Origin of the sequence: Alteromonas sp. KUL49 (assembly GCF_006538345.1) — a bacterium.
Lineage (GTDB): Bacteria > Pseudomonadota > Gammaproteobacteria > Enterobacterales > Alteromonadaceae > Alteromonas.
The window spans coordinates 361,420-377,691 of sequence record NZ_BJKL01000003.1; the positions used below are offsets into that span (position 1 = coordinate 361,420).

10 protein-coding genes are annotated in these 16,272 nt (G+C 44.6%); 4 read left to right on the forward strand and 6 right to left on the reverse strand.

Going from position 1 to position 16,272, the window contains the following annotated elements; genetic code table 11:
• Positions 1-202: 202 nt before the first annotated feature.
• The 3 genes from EYS00_RS07315 to EYS00_RS07325 are packed head-to-tail and all read right to left on the reverse strand — an operon-like array spanning position 203 to position 4,043.
• Positions 203-1,867 (reverse strand): dihydrolipoyllysine-residue acetyltransferase, encoded by a 1,665-nt coding sequence (locus tag EYS00_RS07315; protein WP_130635900.1) that lies wholly within the window; start codon positions 1,865-1,867, stop codon positions 203-205.
• A gap of 11 nt (positions 1,868-1,878) precedes the next feature.
• Positions 1,879-2,856, reverse strand: coding sequence for a transketolase C-terminal domain-containing protein (locus tag EYS00_RS07320; protein ID WP_130635901.1), 978 nt, complete (start codon positions 2,854-2,856; stop codon positions 1,879-1,881).
• Positions 2,856-4,043 carry a thiamine pyrophosphate-dependent dehydrogenase E1 component subunit alpha gene (locus EYS00_RS07325; protein WP_130635902.1) on the reverse strand — a complete coding sequence of 396 codons (1,188 nt, stop codon included), beginning with the start codon at positions 4,041-4,043 and terminating at the stop codon, positions 2,856-2,858. Before EYS00_RS07325 ends, EYS00_RS07320 begins: the two co-directional genes overlap by 1 nt.
• Before the next feature lie 499 nt (positions 4,044-4,542).
• Between EYS00_RS07325 and EYS00_RS21160 the strand changes: the two genes are divergently transcribed.
• The gene (locus EYS00_RS21160; RefSeq protein ID WP_130635903.1) at positions 4,543-8,502 is read left to right on the forward strand and encodes a S8 family serine peptidase; all 3,960 of its coding nucleotides are present in this window, start codon (positions 4,543-4,545) and stop codon (positions 8,500-8,502) included.
• Between the two features lie 62 nt (positions 8,503-8,564).
• On the opposite strand, the gene rmuC is transcribed toward EYS00_RS21160, so the two are convergent.
• Positions 8,565-9,935: a DNA recombination protein RmuC gene (rmuC, locus tag EYS00_RS07335; RefSeq protein WP_130635904.1), complete on the reverse strand. Its 1,371-nt coding sequence runs from the start codon at positions 9,933-9,935 to the stop codon at positions 8,565-8,567.
• An 84-nt stretch (positions 9,936-10,019) separates the two neighbouring features.
• Entirely contained in the window at positions 10,020-11,549 is a 1,530-nt protein-coding gene (locus tag EYS00_RS07340) for a fumarate hydratase (RefSeq protein WP_130635905.1), read from the reverse strand.
• A 193-nt stretch (positions 11,550-11,742) separates the two neighbouring features.
• Here EYS00_RS07340 and pabB point away from each other — a divergent pair, with 193 nt between their 5' ends.
• The 3 genes from pabB to EYS00_RS07355 all read left to right on the forward strand — a co-directional run bounded on the left by pabB (position 11,743) and on the right by EYS00_RS07355 (position 15,219).
• The gene (pabB, locus tag EYS00_RS07345; protein ID WP_130635906.1) at positions 11,743-13,146 is read left to right on the forward strand and encodes an aminodeoxychorismate synthase component I; all 1,404 of its coding nucleotides are present in this window, start codon (positions 11,743-11,745) and stop codon (positions 13,144-13,146) included.
• Complete coding sequence (locus EYS00_RS07350; protein WP_130635907.1) at positions 13,133-13,705, forward strand: CoA pyrophosphatase; 573 nt, start codon at positions 13,133-13,135, stop codon at positions 13,703-13,705. Before pabB ends, EYS00_RS07350 begins: the two co-directional genes overlap by 14 nt.
• Before the next feature lie 143 nt (positions 13,706-13,848).
• Positions 13,849-15,219 (forward strand): L-serine ammonia-lyase, encoded by a 1,371-nt coding sequence (locus EYS00_RS07355; RefSeq protein WP_130635908.1) that lies wholly within the window; start codon positions 13,849-13,851, stop codon positions 15,217-15,219.
• An 18-nt stretch (positions 15,220-15,237) separates the two neighbouring features.
• Here the strand turns inward: EYS00_RS07355 and cysB are convergent, their stop codons facing one another.
• Positions 15,238-16,212 carry an HTH-type transcriptional regulator CysB gene (gene cysB, locus EYS00_RS07360; protein WP_130635909.1) on the reverse strand — a complete coding sequence of 325 codons (975 nt, stop codon included), beginning with the start codon at positions 16,210-16,212 and terminating at the stop codon, positions 15,238-15,240.
• Positions 16,213-16,272: the final 60 nt, after the last annotated feature.

The following is a 16,272-nucleotide window of genomic DNA, read 5'->3' on the forward strand; positions in this document are numbered from 1 at the left end:
CAGGTGTTCAATAACGCCCATCCACGCAATATGTTTTATTACGTCGGCGTGATTTCCGGCGTGAAAGCCGTGTTGGTAACTTAGCACTTAATGATCATCGCGGTTGTTTGTGGGTATCTTTGGATACCCACTTTACTGTATGTAAAACGCAATAATATCTCGTGTAGCCTCACCGTGACAAGCAAAGCCACACCACTTGCCGTTAACGTAGGTGAATCAACATAGTTTCTGGTTGAGTAAGGTATTGCATCCAAAGGTTATTAAACTTAACCATAGTCGCACCATCGATAATACGATGATCACCCGACCAATTAACCGTCATGATTTGCTGGCTTACCACATTCCCATTGTCGTCAAATCGCGGCAGTGATTGGGTTTTGCCCAAGGCCACAATGGCCGCTTCAGGCATATTGATGACAGGTGTAGCATTTATACCGCCAATAGCACCAATATTCGAAATACTGATAGTACCACCTTTCATTTGGTCTGAAGATAGTGCGCCCGCTCGTGCCTTACTGACTATATCTTGGTACTCACTGGCAATATCAAACAAACTTTTCTGTTGAACAGACTTAATGTTTGGCACCACGAGCCCCAATTTACCATCAACCGCAAAACCAATATTGTGGTCTTCAAAAAAGCTTATTTCCGTTGCATCAGCATTTAACTGACTATTGATGATTGGGAATTCATGTAATGCCAAAGATAGAGCTTTGATAAAGAACGGCATGAATGAAAGCGAGGTGTCTTTAGCTTCAAACATAGGTTTAAGCTGACGTCGCAATGCAATCAAATTATTCATCACCACGTCGTCAGACACGGTAAAATGAGGAATGGTAGATACAGAAGCAACCATCTGTCTCGCCATTGCTGCTTTTACGCCTCTTAGTTTTTCTACGCGAACCTTACCAGAAGCAGAGGCAATAGAAGTATTAGTCTCTGCCGCCTCATTGGCTGCAATTACTCTTTGTTCGGGCTTGCTTTCAATGTTTTGTGATTGAATACCATCAAGTGCGTTCAACACGTCAGCCTTTAAAACTCGCCCCTTTTTACCGGTACCTGTTAACTCAGCCAAATCAACATTATGTTCTCTTGCGATACGGCGTACTGCGGGGCTCGCTAATACTCGTCCATCAATAACGATTGGAGGTTCGAAGTCCCCTTCCGTTCCCACTGAATTTTGCGCTGACGTGTTTGCTGGTTTTATCCCATTGCTAGCGCTACTTTCATTTTGATCGCTTTGCGCCTTAGCGTTCTCTTCACTGCCACCTTGCATAGTACTGAGAGCGAACAAGGGTTTATGCACCTTCGCAATTTCGCCCTGTTGGTAGTAAAACTTTTTAACCACTCCACTGTGTTTAGCAGGGATTTCTACCACCGCTTTGTCGGTCATCACTTCAACCACACTTTGGTCTTCCAGTACCTCGTCGCCTTCTTCGACATTCCATTTAACAATTTCACACTCGACGATCCCCTCGCCAATATCTGGCAAGATGAAATCGATAAGTTGTTCGGTTTGTGATGATGGGATATCAACCTGTTGAGGGCTGGAATTAGAGGCACCATGTTCATTCGAAACGTTACTGTCTACTGGGGACTCGCTCGCATTGGTAGCTCTATCTGTAATTGTGTCTGTATCTAACGAGAACAGAGGTTCATCCACCTTGGCTATTTCACCAGCTTTGTAGAAAAGCTTTTTCACAACACCGCTATGCATGGCGGGTATTTGTACGGTCGCCTTATCTGTCATTACCTCAGCAACGGGTTGATCTTCTTCAATAACATCGCCTTCGTTAATCAACCATTCCAGAAGTTCACACTCAACGATTCCTTCACCAATATCAGGCAATATAAAATCTACAGTCATTGTTATATTCCTTAATAGTGAAGCGTACGTTTAATGGCTTCGTACGTCTTAGTTTCATCTGGCATGTATTCTTTTTCATGCGCCAGCGGATAAGGGGTATCAAGACCACAGACTCGTGCAATTGGTGCCTCTAGGTACAAGAAGCACTTGTCTTGAATAGTTGCTGCTATTTCACTTGCGAAGCCACCCGTAAGCGGTGCTTCATGGTTAATCAACAACCGACCTGTTTTCATTACTGACGACGCCACTGTCTGGGCATCCCATGGGGCGATACTACGCAAATCGATAACTTCACAAGACACGCCATCGTTTAATGCACGTTGCGCGGCTTTTTGTAATATTTCAATTTGCGCGCCCCAACCGACTAGAGTGATATCTTTACCCTCTTGCACTATGTCAGCCTTGCCTAGGGGTAAGGTGTAGTCTTCTTCCGGTACGTCACATACAGAAGCGCGATACAAACGTTTGGGCTCTAAAAAGAGCACAGGGTTTTTGTCTCTTATTGAGGACAACAATAAACCTTTGGCCTGGTATGGATCTCTTGGAATGACAATCTTGATACCCGGACAATGGGCAAAATAGGCTTCTGGTGACTGGCTGTGATAGTGCCCGCCATGAATTCCGCCGCCATAAGGCGTTCTAATAGTCAGTGTACCCACATCAAATTGCCCGCCAGAGCGGTATCTAAATTTGGCTGTTTCGTTAACGATCTGGTCAAAAGCAGGGAATATGTAGTCACCAAACTGGATTTCAGCCACTGGAACCGAGCCCTGTGACGCCAATCCGTTCGCAAATCCAATAATGCCTTGTTCCGTTAATGGCGTATTAAAGCATCGCCCTTTACCAAACTTCTCTTGAAGGTTACTTGTTGCCCGAAATACCCCACCAAAGTGGCCCACGTCCTCACCAAAGGCCATGACGCGTTGGTCTTTTTCCATCGCGGTAATGAGTGCATTGTTTACTGCTTGAAGTAGATTCATTTGTGGCATTACTTCACCCTCGCCGACGTACTTGGATATTGTTCAGGATACTTTTTGATATGACGCTTTAAATCAGCCAATTGCTCTTCTAGGTGCCAAGGCACTTCGTCCAACACATCAGTGACAAGCTCTTCCACAGGACATACGTCAATAGTTTCAGCAGTCTTTAAGGCGGTTAAAACGTCTTGTCGCACTGTATCAAGCTGCTTGGCATGGGCTTTGGTATCTAACCAGCCTTTGTTTTCTAACCAAATGGCGAGACGACTGATAGGATCTCTGGCTTGCCATCTTGCTTCCTCATCTTTTGATCGATAACCGCTCGGGTCGTCTGAAGTAGAATGCGCAGCTAGTCGGTAGGTCATTGCTTCGATTAACACTGGCGTATTTTGTTCAAGTGCAGTTTTGCGCGCTAATTTAGTGGCGTGGTAAACGGCTAGCGGGTCATTACCATCCACTCGAATTGTTTTTACACCGTAACCGATACCGCGAGAGGCAATACCATCGCCAGCAAATTGCTCGTCTGCTGGCGTAGAAATCGCGTATCCGTTGTTTCGGCAAAAGAATATTACGGGGCAATTAAGCACTGCTGCCATATTCAATCCAGCGTGAAAGTCTCCTTCAGAAGCAGCGCCCTCGCCAAAGTAGCAGATAGTCACAGCTTCGTTCCCTTGCATTTTTTGACCGTAGGCATAACCCGCAGCTTGTGGGATTTGCGTACCCAAGGGTGACGAAATGGTCATAAAGTTAAGCGCTTTATCGCCGTAATGGATCGGCATTTGACGACCTTTATTGGGGTCTTCTTTGTTACTGAACATTTGGTTCATGAACTGAGTAGTCGTATACCCGCGATAAGCTAGCGCGCCCTGCTCTCGATACTGTGACATGATCATGTCGTTGTCTGACAGCGCTGCCGCACTTGCTACGGATGCAGCCTCTTCGCCCGTACTGGCAAGATAAAAGCTAATACGACCCTGTCGCTGGGCTGCCACCATACGTTCGTCCAATACACGGATGTAACTCATCGTATGATGAATTTTTATCGCTATATCTTTAGAAATGTCGAGTTCTGGTGCCCCATCAACTTCAACGCCGTCTGCTGCGAGCAGTTGCAACATAGGAATATCAATAACACCATTCTCGATGAGATTGGCGACAGGCGTGGTGCCAACGTTGGCAAGATGATTTCTGTCTATCATGGTTTTCGCGCTCCATTTAAGGTCGCTATTGTATTTATAAGGTTTATACAATGTTTATTATTTGTTAATTACCATGCTAGTAGAATGTGTACTTTGCCACTTTGCTATTTATTGTTCATTTAACCAGCAAATTAGGAGCTTCGTCCGCCACGAACAATAATAAATAGGACAATTATCCTTTTACTCGTTCTTCTTGGAATTCTATTTGCCAATTTGCGGAGTGATGTATGTATTACAAATTGGTCATTTTTTCTTAGGAACTGAAACACTTTAATTTTTGAAAACTTATAAACCCTTGTATTTCAAATTAATTTGAAGTGAGAAAATGTAACAAGATGTGTAATTTGTTTCATTAGACACAAGTTATTACAAACCATGAGAAATTGTGCTAGAACTATAGACGTTGCCGCAATCGGCGAATTAATGCACACGCAAGCATTCGATCATCGAAAACAACAAACAACGCGGCAACTCCAGGGAACTTAAAAAGAGATAAATTATGAAAAAAACATTACTGAACACCCTAGTGGTAGCTGCACTCGCAGGTACTGCCGCTGGTTCGTATGCCACCGTCAGTGGTATTTCTGGTTCATCAGTAGAACAATTAAATGCGATGGAAGCGGCTTTTGATAAGAAGGGTATTTTAGCGAATGCCATTGAAGTCGACAGCAACCACGTTCGTGTTATTGTTCAGTTAGATGACGCACCTATGGCGCAATTTGAAGGCGTTAACCCTATGGTTAGTGGTCTTGTTGCAGATAAAGGCCAAAAGGTTAACTTTGAATCTAGCGCAGCGCTTACCTACAAAGAATTCCTAGTTTCTCAACAACAAGCGACAATTGCTCAAATTAAGCGTTTCGACGCAGGCTTTGCAGCTGATTACTCATACACCGCTGCGTTTAACGGTTTCGCTGGTGTAATCTCTAAGAATGCGCTAGACAGCCTAGCTTCACTTCCAGGCGTGAAAGCCGTTTATCCTGATGCTATTCAGCACTCTCAAATGGATGCCAGCCTTGACCTTATCAACGCCATTGATACGTGGGAAAAAGTAGGCGGAAAAGAAGGCGCAGGTGCGGGCGTTAAAGTAGCTATAATCGATAGTGGTATCCGCCCAGAAAACCCTTTGTTCAGCGGTGAAGGCTTCACTGCACCAGATGCATCTGAATTACCGGATGACGATTACTGTTCAGTAGATGCAGATTTCTGTAACGCTAAGCTTATCGTTGCCCGTCACGCAGTTGTTCCTGCAGGCTTTAGTGTTGTAGATGACGAGCATGACTCACCACTTGGCTTCAATGGTCACGGAACTCACGTAGCAGGTACTGCTGTTGGTAACTATGGTGTAATGGCTGAGCGTGATGGTGCAACAGCAGAAATTTCCGGTGTAGCTCCAGCAGCATACTTAATGGTGTACAAAGGTTTGTACGCAACACCTGCTAACCCAGCTTCATCAAGCGGTGCGAATTCAATGCTTCTTTCTATGCTTGAGTACTCGCTAATGGACGGTGCAGACATTGTGAACAACTCTTGGGGTGGCGGCGCAGGTGGTTCACCTGAAGGTTCTCCTTATGCAGATGTTTTCGATGCAATGAACGATGCAGGCGTAGTTACTGTATTTGCTGCAGGTAACGATGGCCCAGGTGCTGGCACTATCGGCTGCCCAGGGTGTTCTGATGCAGTGCTTACTGTTGCTAACACAACGACTGACCGTTTGTTTGCTAACGAAGTCACTATTGAGGGTGACACTACTATCGGAGCGATCCCTGCGATTTTCTCTGGTGAAGAAACGTTATTGTTAGACGAAGCCCTAACTGGCCCAGCAGTTTATGCTGGCGAAGTAGAACCAGAGAACTTTGAAGGTTGTGTGGCATACGCTGACGACACTACGTTCGCAGGCAGTGTAGCTGTAATTAGCCGTGGTGCGTGTTCTTTTGCAGATAAAATTGCCAATGCCGAAGCTGCTGGCGCAACAGCTGTTCTGATTTTTAACTCTGCAGGTCGTGGTGAAGCGCCATTCCAAATGGGTGGTCTTAGTCCAGATCAGGGCATTCCATCATTTATGATGCCTTACACTTCTGGTTCTGCACTTGCTGAGTTAGCGGCATCAACTGATGACGCGGTTAACGTAACTATCGGTGCAGATGTTGTTCGTTCAACGTCTCCAGCGCTAGCAGACATCATGAACGATTCTAGTTCACGTGGTCCAAACGGTGACCCACGTTTCCTTAAGCCAAACCTTGCTGCTCCTGGTACGCGTATCTTCTCTGGTGAATCTCCAGAAGCTCCAGGACACTTAGGCGAAGACTTCTCTTTCAAAGGTGGTACGTCAATGGCGTCTCCACACGTAGCAGGTGCTGCTGCCCTACTACGCCAAATGCATCCTGATTGGTCTTCACAGCAAATCAAGAGTGCTCTAGTTGCTTCAAGTATTCGTGATGTAGTTAAAGAAGACGGTATTACACCGGCTGATAACTTCGACATGGGTGCTGGTCGTCTTGACGTTCTACGTGCGAGTACTGCTGAACTAACTTACAGTGACCTAAGCTTAGTAAGTGCTGATTGTTTCTTGTCATGTGATATGACTATCACGGTAACGAACACCAGCGACGGTGATGTTAGTGTAAGCCCAACTGTAATGTTTGACGACGCAGGTATTTCTGCTTCTGTTTCTCCAGCTGACGCGACGCTACCAGCAGGCGCATCTGCAGAAATCACGCTAACTGTTGATGTTTCTACAGCAGACACAGGCGCTTGGACATTTGGTGGTATTAACTGGACAGACGGTGACGATGCAACCACTGACTACTTTGTACCTGTAGCAGTATACCCAATCAGCAGCGATGAGCCTTCTCTATTCACTACTATGGTTAGCAGTGACCTGGTTGCTGAAAACGGCATGGTTGAAGTAGAAGCGTCTGCTAACAACCAGTCTGTGACTGGCCTTATCAGCATCAAAGGTGAGCTGGATCATAAATTTGATCTTAACGAAGCAACCCTATCAGCTGTTAAGAACGGTAACCAAGAGCCGGTTAGCTTTGATGAAGACACAAACACTATCATGTGGGAAGGTGCATTGAATACAGCATCATTCACCATGACTGAAGATGGTACCATCGGTGACCTACTTCAGGGTTTCAACCTTCCTCGCTACCTGCCTATGAGCGCTATCGGTGTATCTCCTGTTACTTGTTCTTCAGTATGTGATGATACAGTGGTTGAAGTTAGCTTCGGCGGTAACATTATTACTTACCTAGGTCAAGAATATACGTCGATGCAAATCTCTTCTAACGGTTTTGTATCGCTTGGAACCGACTCAGGTAACGTTTCAACGTATCAGCCACACGAACTTCCTGGTTTGGAAGAGCCAAACAATGTTATCGCTCCTTTCTGGACTGATTTCGATCTTGACGGTACTTCAGATACAGATACTGGCGCAGGTAACATTTATGCAGCAAGCTTGACTACAGGTCACTTCGTTGTTGAATGGGAAGATGCGCAAATCTGGGGTGTAGAAGGTACTAGCGTTAACATGCAGCTTTGGTTCGACTACGAATCTGGCGATGTTCACTTTGTATACGGCGACATGAGCGCTCCTGTATACGAGACCGTTGTCGGTGCAGAAAACAGCACTGGTAGTGTTGGTATGACGCACGCAGCAGTATTCTCTGATGGCGTAATCGGAACTATGCCTTCTAGCAACCAAGAATACGTGCTAACTGCATCTTCTGGTGATGAAATCGAAATTGCATTCGCTGGTAACATCATTCCTGCAACTGAATACATGGACGACATGATGTATGTTGATGAAGATGCATCAGCAACTGCAATGGTTCTTATGAACGAAGCTGATAGCACAGTCATCAACACGTTCACTATGGAATCTCTGTCTGGCGACTTCCGTTCATTCGCGCCTATCACTATCGACAAGCCTGAGCTTGACGCGTCTAGTGTTATGGTTGCCACAGCACCTGAAAATGGTACAGCAACGGTTAACGATGACGGCACTATCACTTATGCACCTAATGCAGACTTCTACGGTGAAGACTCATTCACTTACACTGTAGATTATGTAGCTGCAACAGACGCTGATCCAGTGACTGTTGGTGAAGGTACGGTGAGCGTGATGGTTGCGGGTGTACAAGACGCACCGGTACTAACAGTACAGTCTCCTGCTTCTGTTGACGAGATGAGCACATTTACTGTGACTGCATCAGCTACAGACGCTGATGGTGACGATGTTGTTATCACTATTAACGGTGTTGAAACTACGTCTTACACTGGCACAGCGCCAATCGCAGAAGAAGGTAACATTAGAGTGACTATCACCGCTACAGATGGTATGGACACTGTAACTGATACTGTAACAATCCGCGTTAATAACAAAAACGACGGTGGTTCAACTGGTTGGTTAGCATTGCTACTTCTTCCAGTAATCTACCTACGTCGCAAAATGAAGTAATTCATTAGCTAGAAATTAAAAAGAGTCGCTTTTAGCGACTCTTTTTTTAACCTTTCGAAAAGTTATTCGTCACTTGTTCTATCAGCCATGTTGCTAATGGTTGCACTCAACGATTTATTGGTTTGAACTCCCATATCGCGGAAGTTTTCAACCTGCTTTACTATATTTCCTCTTCCGGTTGCCAGCTTATTCAACGCAGTATCATATTGTGACTGTGCATTTAGCAGTGACTTGCCGACTTTTTCAAAGTCAGTGACAAACCCAACAAATTTATCGTGCAGCTTAGCGGCATGTTGAGCAATGTCTTGAGCGTTTCGATTTTGATACTCATACTGCCAAATATTATTGATTGTACGAAGTGCGACCAACAGATTGGTTGGACTCACCAACATGATATTGTTGGATAGTGCAAGTGATACCAGTTCGGGATCTTCATCAATGGCTAATAAAAATGCAGGCTCCACGGGTACAAAAAGCAAAACATAATCGAGGGTCTTAATTCCCTCTAATTGATGGTACGCCTTTTTCCCCAACCCCTTAATATGATTCTCCAGTGATAATACATGTTCTGCTAAGTATTGTTTTCGGCTTTCTTGATCATCGCTGTTAAAATAGCGCTCGTAGGCATTCAAGCTCACTTTAGAATCAATAATTACGTCTTTATCATTGGGTAAGTGAACCACAACATCAGGTTGATAACGCTTGCCATCATCATTGTGACTAGAAACCTGAATATCAAATTCATGCCCTTCTCTTAGACCAGACTCTTTTAAAATACGTTGTAAGACTACCTCGCCCCAATTACCTTGAGCTTTATTGTCGCCTTTAAGTGCAAGGGTTAATGCGGCAGCCTCTTCGGTAATCTTCTGGTTCAACGCTTTTAAGCTGAGTATTTCAGTTTTAAGAGAAGCTCGCTCCTGTCCCTCGCGGATATGTTGATCGGTTATCTGACGCTTGAACCCCTCTAGCTCAGTTTTAAATGGCGATAGCAGCTCGTTGAGGCTTTTATGGGAGTTATCGCTAAACTTCTTAGCATTGCTATCGAGAACCTTAGTAGCGATGTTTTCAAAGTTAGTTGTCAACTTTTCTTCAGTGGCGTGAAGTAGCGCTAGTTTTTCTTCATGACTTTGCAATAAGGCATCAATGCGAGCCGTATGTGCCTCGTTTTTAGCAATAAGTCGTGTGTTTTGCGCTTGCAACTCAGAAGTTATTCGTTTTTCTTGTTCTAACGCTTCCGATAACAGCCTAGCGTTGTTTACTTTCTCGGTTAGCACGCCAACTTCAATATTCAAAGTTTGATTGATTTGTACTAGTTCATCGTGCTCTTTCCTGATGGCTATTATTTTATACAAAGCGAAAAGAAAGAAAGTAAAAGACAGTGATGAAAAAACGATAAATGTGGGAAAAATCCATTGAGATGCCAACAAAGCCATGCCCTTAATACTGATAATATATACAGCATTAAAGCAAAAACGGGTGCATTGCGCACCCGTTTTTTAATTAGCGATGTAGCGTGACTATTTAGATAGTTCGCTATCTAGCTCTTCAATTTTAGCCTGCCAAATAGCTGGGCCAGTTTTATGTGCGTTAGCACCTGTACTATCAACTGCAACTGTCACTGGCATATCTTCTACTTCAAACTCGTAGATTGCTTCCATGCCCAAGTCTTCAAATGCAACGACACGAGACTTCTTGATCGCTTTAGACACTAGATAAGCAGCGCCGCCCACAGCCATCAAGTAAACAGCTTTGTGCTTAGCTATAGAGTCTACAGTCGCTGGTCCACGTTCTGCCTTACCAATCATTCCAATAAGGCCGGTTTCTTCTAACATAAGGTCAGTAAACTTATCCATACGCGTTGCCGTTGTTGGACCTGCCGGACCTACCACTTCGTCACCAACAGCATCTACGGGACCTACGTAATAGATAAAGCGGTTTGTAAGATCAACGCCTTCAGGTAAGCCTTCGCCATTTTCCATCATGGTCTGAATACGCTTATGCGCTGCGTCACGTCCAGTTAGCATCTTACCTGAAAGTAGTACCGTTTCTCCGACTTTCCACTCTTGAATGTCTGCTTTTGTCACATCGTCTAAGTTCACACGACGAGTATTCTCACTCACTTCCCAAGTCACTTCTGGCCAATCTTCAAGTTTAGGTGGTGTGAGCTCTGCGGGGCCTGAACCATCTAAATAGAAGTGAGCATGGCGGGTTGCCGCACAGTTAGGGATCATAGCAACGGGTTTTGAGGCAGCATGGGTAGGCATAGATTTAATTTTGATATCTACTACAGTGGTTAACCCACCTAAGCCTTGCGCGCCAATACCTAGCTTATTGACCCGATCAAAAATCTCTAAACGTAGTTTCTCATCAGTGGTTTCGGCGCCGCGATCGATAAGCTCTTGAATATCCACAGGATCCATTAAGCTTTCTTTGGCTAATACCGCAGCCTTCTCAGCAGTACCGCCAATACCTATACCTAGCATGCCAGGAGGACACCAACCTGCCCCCATTGTAGGTAATGTTTTTACGACCCAATCGGCAATATTATCGCTGGGGTTAAGCATTACCATTTTTGATTTGTTCTCAGAACCACCACCTTTAGCTGCAATCATGACTTCAATTTTGTCACCGGCAACCATATCAAGGTGGACAACCGCGGGAGTGTTGTCTTTGGTATTTTTTCGCGCACCCGCTGGGTCTGCAACAATAGAGGCACGAAGTGGGTTATCAGGGTTGGTGTAAGCGCGGCGCGTCCCCTCGTCTACCATTTCCTGAACCGTCATGTCTGTCTTGTCCCAAGTAACTGCCATACCCACTTTTACGAAGCACGTCACGATACCTGTGTCTTGACATAGAGGACGTTTACCCTCAGCAGACATACGAGAATTAATTAGGATTTGCGCCATTGCATCTTTTGCTGCTTGGCTTTGCTCTTTGTTGTAAGCCTCTTCGACGGCTTTTACGTAATCTAACGGGTGATAATAGGAGATAAATTGTAGGGCATCTTCGATGCTGTCAATGAAATCTTGTTGACGGATAACGGTCATGACATCCTCTTTTTTCTTTGGCTTTCGTGGTCTTAGCTTAGTAAAAAAGCGTATACTAGCGCATCTCTTGTGATGGCACCATGTAAACTGTAGTGTCATTGCTAAACAAATTAACGATTTAACACTAAAGTGGTAGCTTCTTGGCCCCAATAGGATAACTTCGTTAAGCGTAGGTCATTGCTCCTGTTTTACTATGTTGTTTGATAAAGATTTAACTATTTCAATTACCCCCTTTCCTCTTGCGTCAGATACGTCTATTCACACGCTATTCTCAAATATTGCCCATTTGCCCGGTGCAATACTGTTTGATACCTGTCAATCAACAAAAAGTGATGGACGGTTCAATATTATGGTGTGGGGCCCGTTAAAAACGGTAAGAGCGAGTAATGGTAAAGTTGAGGTTATCAATCAGCAGAATAACGCAGCACACACCGTAGACGTTGACCCGTTCAAAGCGGTAGAGGACCAACTTCACTCTCAGCTATCAGGCGTTGTTGTACGAAAGCAGGACATATCAAAAGCAAAAGAGCTACCCTTTTTGGTGGGCGTGGCCGGTATGGCAGGATATGACACAGGCCGTTACTATGAGCAACTGCCCTGTATCGCTGAAAATGACTACCAGACACCAGAGTTTGAGGTGCATCTGTATCCTCATTCGATTATTCACGACAATCACACCAATGAGACGTTCTTTTGTGCATTGGGTGAGCCAGCATTGCCGGAATTTATTAATGACACCAGCACGGGTGACTTCAGTTTAACGTCGATATGGACCTCAAACCTCACTCAATCAGCCTATGTCGATAAACTAGACGCCATTCACAATTACTTGCGTGCAGGCGATTGCTATCAAATTAATATGGCACAACGCTTCTCAGCGACTTACTCTGGCTCAAGTTGGACTGCTTATCAACATTTGAGTCAAGCTAACAATGCGCCTTTCTCTGCGTATATGCAGTTAAATAACTCCAGTATCTTAAGTATTTCCCCAGAACGTTTTATAAAAGTAAAAGATCGCAACGTCGAAACTAAGCCTATCAAAGGTACCCGCCCGCGTTTTGACGACCCGATTGAAGATACTAAGAGTGCCGATGCTTTGTTAGATGCAGACAAAGACCGAGCAGAAAACCTAATGATTGTCGATTTGCTGCGTAATGATATGTCAAAGCACTGTGAACCTCACAGCGTAAAAGTACCCGCTTTATTTGCATTGGAAAGCTACGAGGCTGTACATCACTTGGTGAGTACTGTGGTTGGAAAGCTGAAACCCGATACATCGCCATTGTCATTACTTGCTTCGGCATTCCCAGGGGGGTCGATAACGGGTGCACCAAAGGTCAGAGCGATGGAAATCATTGATGAATTAGAACCACATCGACGTAACATTTATTGCGGCAGTATGTTTTATATGGGTTTTCGTAATGATTTAGATTCGAGTATTTGTATTCGTACAATACTGGCTGAGGGCAATACACTCTATTGCTGGGCTGGTGGCGGTATCGTCTTAGATTCACAACCCGAAGATGAGTATCAAGAAACCTTAGATAAAGTATCAAAAATACTCCCTGAATTGGAAAAGCTGAGTGACCAGAACTGAATTTATACAACGTTATTATCACTTACGGTCAGTAAAGCAGGCCCCTGATTATCCGCTCACTTATGAGGGAAGAGCTGCCTCCGTACTCATACCGTTGGTGGAACACCATGACGAACTTCGAGTTATCCTGACTCAACGAGCACTCCATTTGAAACATCACCCGGGCCAAATCAGTTTTCCAGGCGGTGGAGTTGAAGATTCAGACCTGTCTGTGTTCGACACAGCCTTGAGAGAGACCCACGAGGAAATTGGGATCCCTCCGAACTACATTGAGCCTATTGGCTCCCTTTCCCGTTATAGAACGATTAGTGGATACAGTATTGAACCAGTGGTTGGCTTTGTTCAACCGAATTATCCACTCATGATTGATACAAATGAAGTCGATTCTGTGTTCGAGGTTCCGTTAGGGTTTTTAATGGATCGAACCAATTACCTCGCTCACTACATTAGCCGAAAAGGCGAACAGCACGCCGTGTATTTTATCCCTTGGCAGGACCGCCTCATATGGGGAGCCACTGCTGCATTACTGCGAAATCTCTCTTATCACCTATCTCCCTAAACTCGCTTTTTGCATTTAGTTATTTTCGTAACTATATGTATACAAGTATTAGCAATTCTAATCTCTACATTAGGTAATCTAAATTGCAGTCGTTTGGTGCGGCGTGCAATATAGCCAAAGCATAATAATAAGAGCATAAGTTTATGATTAGTGTATTTGATATGTTCAGTGTGGGCATTGGACCATCGAGTTCGCATACAGTAGGGCCAATGCGTGCTGGCGCTGAGTTTGTTAAACAGTTATCTCAGTCACCCGAGGTTTTTAACAGAATTACTCACGTTACCGTAGAACTGTTTGGTTCTTTAGGACAAACAGGTATCGGCCACGGCACGGGTAAAGCAGTCATCTTAGGATTATTAGGTGAAATGCCAGATACTGTTGACGTTGACACGGTAGAGTCATTGTTGGAAGACGTAAGAAATACCGAGAAGCTGAACTTAAATGGTACCCATAAGGTTTCATTTCCGAGTAAAGGCGCAATTGTTTTTCACCGCCGCAAAACACTTCCAAGGCATGCCAATGCACTCACCTTTTTCGTCTACGACGGCGACACCTGCCTAGCTGAGCAAACCTACTACAGTATTGGCGGCGGATTTATTATCAAAGACGAAGAATTTGAAGCCGCTCGCAACGAGGCCATTAAAAACAATAGCGCCGTACCCTACCCATTTTCAACTGGTGCCTCTCTTATCAGCACATGTAAAGAGACAGGCCTAAGTATCAGCGCGCTCATGCTAAAGAACGAGCAAGTACTCAGTGACCTAAATACCAAGGCAGAGCTATTCTCTATTTGGAAAGTAATGGATGCTTGTATTCAACGTGGTATCGCGCAAGAAGGAATTCTTCCCGGTGGATTAAAAGTGGTACGAAGGGCCCCTGCTCTACACCGCAAGTTACAGATTGAACAAACCAATGATCCAATGAGTGCCATGGATTGGGTAAACTTGTTTGCATTAGCCGTTAACGAAGAAAATGCCGCCGGCGGTCGAGTTGTGACTGCACCCACTAATGGTGCTGCGGGTATCATTCCAGCCGTATTAAAGTACGTAGACAAATTTATTCGTCCGGTTGATGAGGATACTGCTAGCCGTTTTTTACTGACTGCAGGTGCTATCGGCATTCTGTACAAAGAAAATGCATCAATTTCTGGCGCAGAAGTTGGATGCCAGGGTGAAGTTGGTGTTGCCTGTTCAATGGCCGCTGGTGCACTTGTAGAGGTGTTAGGTGGAACGGTGGAAGCCGTTGAAAATGCTGCTGAGATCGGTATGGAGCACAACCTGGGCTTAACCTGCGATCCAGTAGGTGGATTAGTTCAAGTGCCTTGCATAGAACGCAACGCTATGGGCGCAATCAAAGCAATTAATGCAGCTAGGCTTGCACTTCGCGGAACGGGCGAACACAAAGTATCTCTCGATAAAGTCATTAAAACGATGAGAGATACGGGCAATGATATGAAGACAAAATACAAAGAGACCGCACGAGGCGGCCTGGCAGTAAATATTATTGAATGTTAATTGAGGGCGTTACTCAGTTTATTTAACTGGTAAGGTAACGCCTTTGAACATCTTCTCAACTTCATCGTTGTTTTTAAGCATCATTGCTTTTTCAACTTTATCTTTAGTTAGGTGTGGTGCAAAACGTTCGATAAAGTCGTACATGTAGCTTCTTAAGAAAGAACCTTTGCGGAAACCGATTTTAGTAGTGCTGTAATCAAACAGATGACTTGCATCTATTTTGACAAGGTCAGAATCTAGTTCTTCATTAACAGCCATAGATGCAATCACGCCAATCCCCACCCCTAATCTTACATAGGTTTTAATGACGTCTGCATCTGTTGCAGTGAATACGATTTTAGGTGAAAGGCCTGCGCGCTCAAAAGCCTGGTCTAGCTCAGACCGGCCAGTAAAGCCGAAGACGTACGTGACCAACGGATACTTTGCGATATCACTAATCTCAATAGTGCCTTTCTTTGACAACGGATGGTCTTTATTCACAATGACACTTCGGTTCCAGTGATAGCAAGGTAGCATCACTAGGTCGTTATACAAATGGAGTGCCTCAGTGGCTATTGCAAAATCTGCTTCTCCCTTTGCTGCTAAGTCACTGATCTGAGACGGCGTTCCTTGGTGCATATGCAAAGACACTTTTGGGTACTTACCCATAAACCCTTGAATAACATCCGGTAACGCATAGCGAGCTTGTGTATGAGTGGTCGCAATGTTGAGTTTACCTTGGTCCGGTAAGGTATGCTCTCGAGCAACCGCTTTAATGCTCTCTACTTTTGCAAGGATTTCGCGAGATATATTGATGACGTCATGGCCCGCATCAGTAACGTGAGTTAAATGCTTGCCACTACGACCAAAAATTTGAACACCTAGCTCGTCCTCTAGCATACGCACCTGCTTACTGATACCTGGTTGAGAGGTATACAGGCTCTCTGCGGTGGCAGAAACATTCAAATTATTGTTCAATACTTCAACAATATAGCGCAATTGTTGCAGTTTCATGGCTTTCCTCGCTCGTAATAGTCACCCTATTTAGTAACTACCGTTATAACCAAAATAACG

Bases quoted from the DNA above. Each gene is read 5' to 3' on its own strand.
- EYS00_RS07315 (WP_130635900.1), bottom strand. From the start codon at position 1,867: ATGACTGTAGATTTTATATTGCCTGATATTGGTGAAGGAATCGTTGAG.
- EYS00_RS07320 (WP_130635901.1), bottom strand. From the start codon at position 2,856: ATGCCACAAATGAATCTACTTCAAGCAGTAAACAATGCACTCATTACC.
- EYS00_RS07325 (WP_130635902.1), bottom strand. From the start codon at position 4,043: ATGATAGACAGAAATCATCTTGCCAACGTTGGCACCACGCCTGTCGCC.
- EYS00_RS21160 (WP_130635903.1), top strand. From the start codon at position 4,543: ATGAAAAAAACATTACTGAACACCCTAGTGGTAGCTGCACTCGCAGGT.
- rmuC (WP_130635904.1), bottom strand. From the start codon at position 9,935: ATGGCTTTGTTGGCATCTCAATGGATTTTTCCCACATTTATCGTTTTT.
- EYS00_RS07340 (WP_130635905.1), bottom strand. From the start codon at position 11,549: ATGACCGTTATCCGTCAACAAGATTTCATTGACAGCATCGAAGATGCC.
- pabB (WP_130635906.1), top strand. From the start codon at position 11,743: ATGTTGTTTGATAAAGATTTAACTATTTCAATTACCCCCTTTCCTCTT.
- EYS00_RS07355 (WP_130635908.1), top strand. From the start codon at position 13,849: ATGATTAGTGTATTTGATATGTTCAGTGTGGGCATTGGACCATCGAGT.
- cysB (WP_130635909.1), bottom strand. From the start codon at position 16,212: ATGAAACTGCAACAATTGCGCTATATTGTTGAAGTATTGAACAATAAT.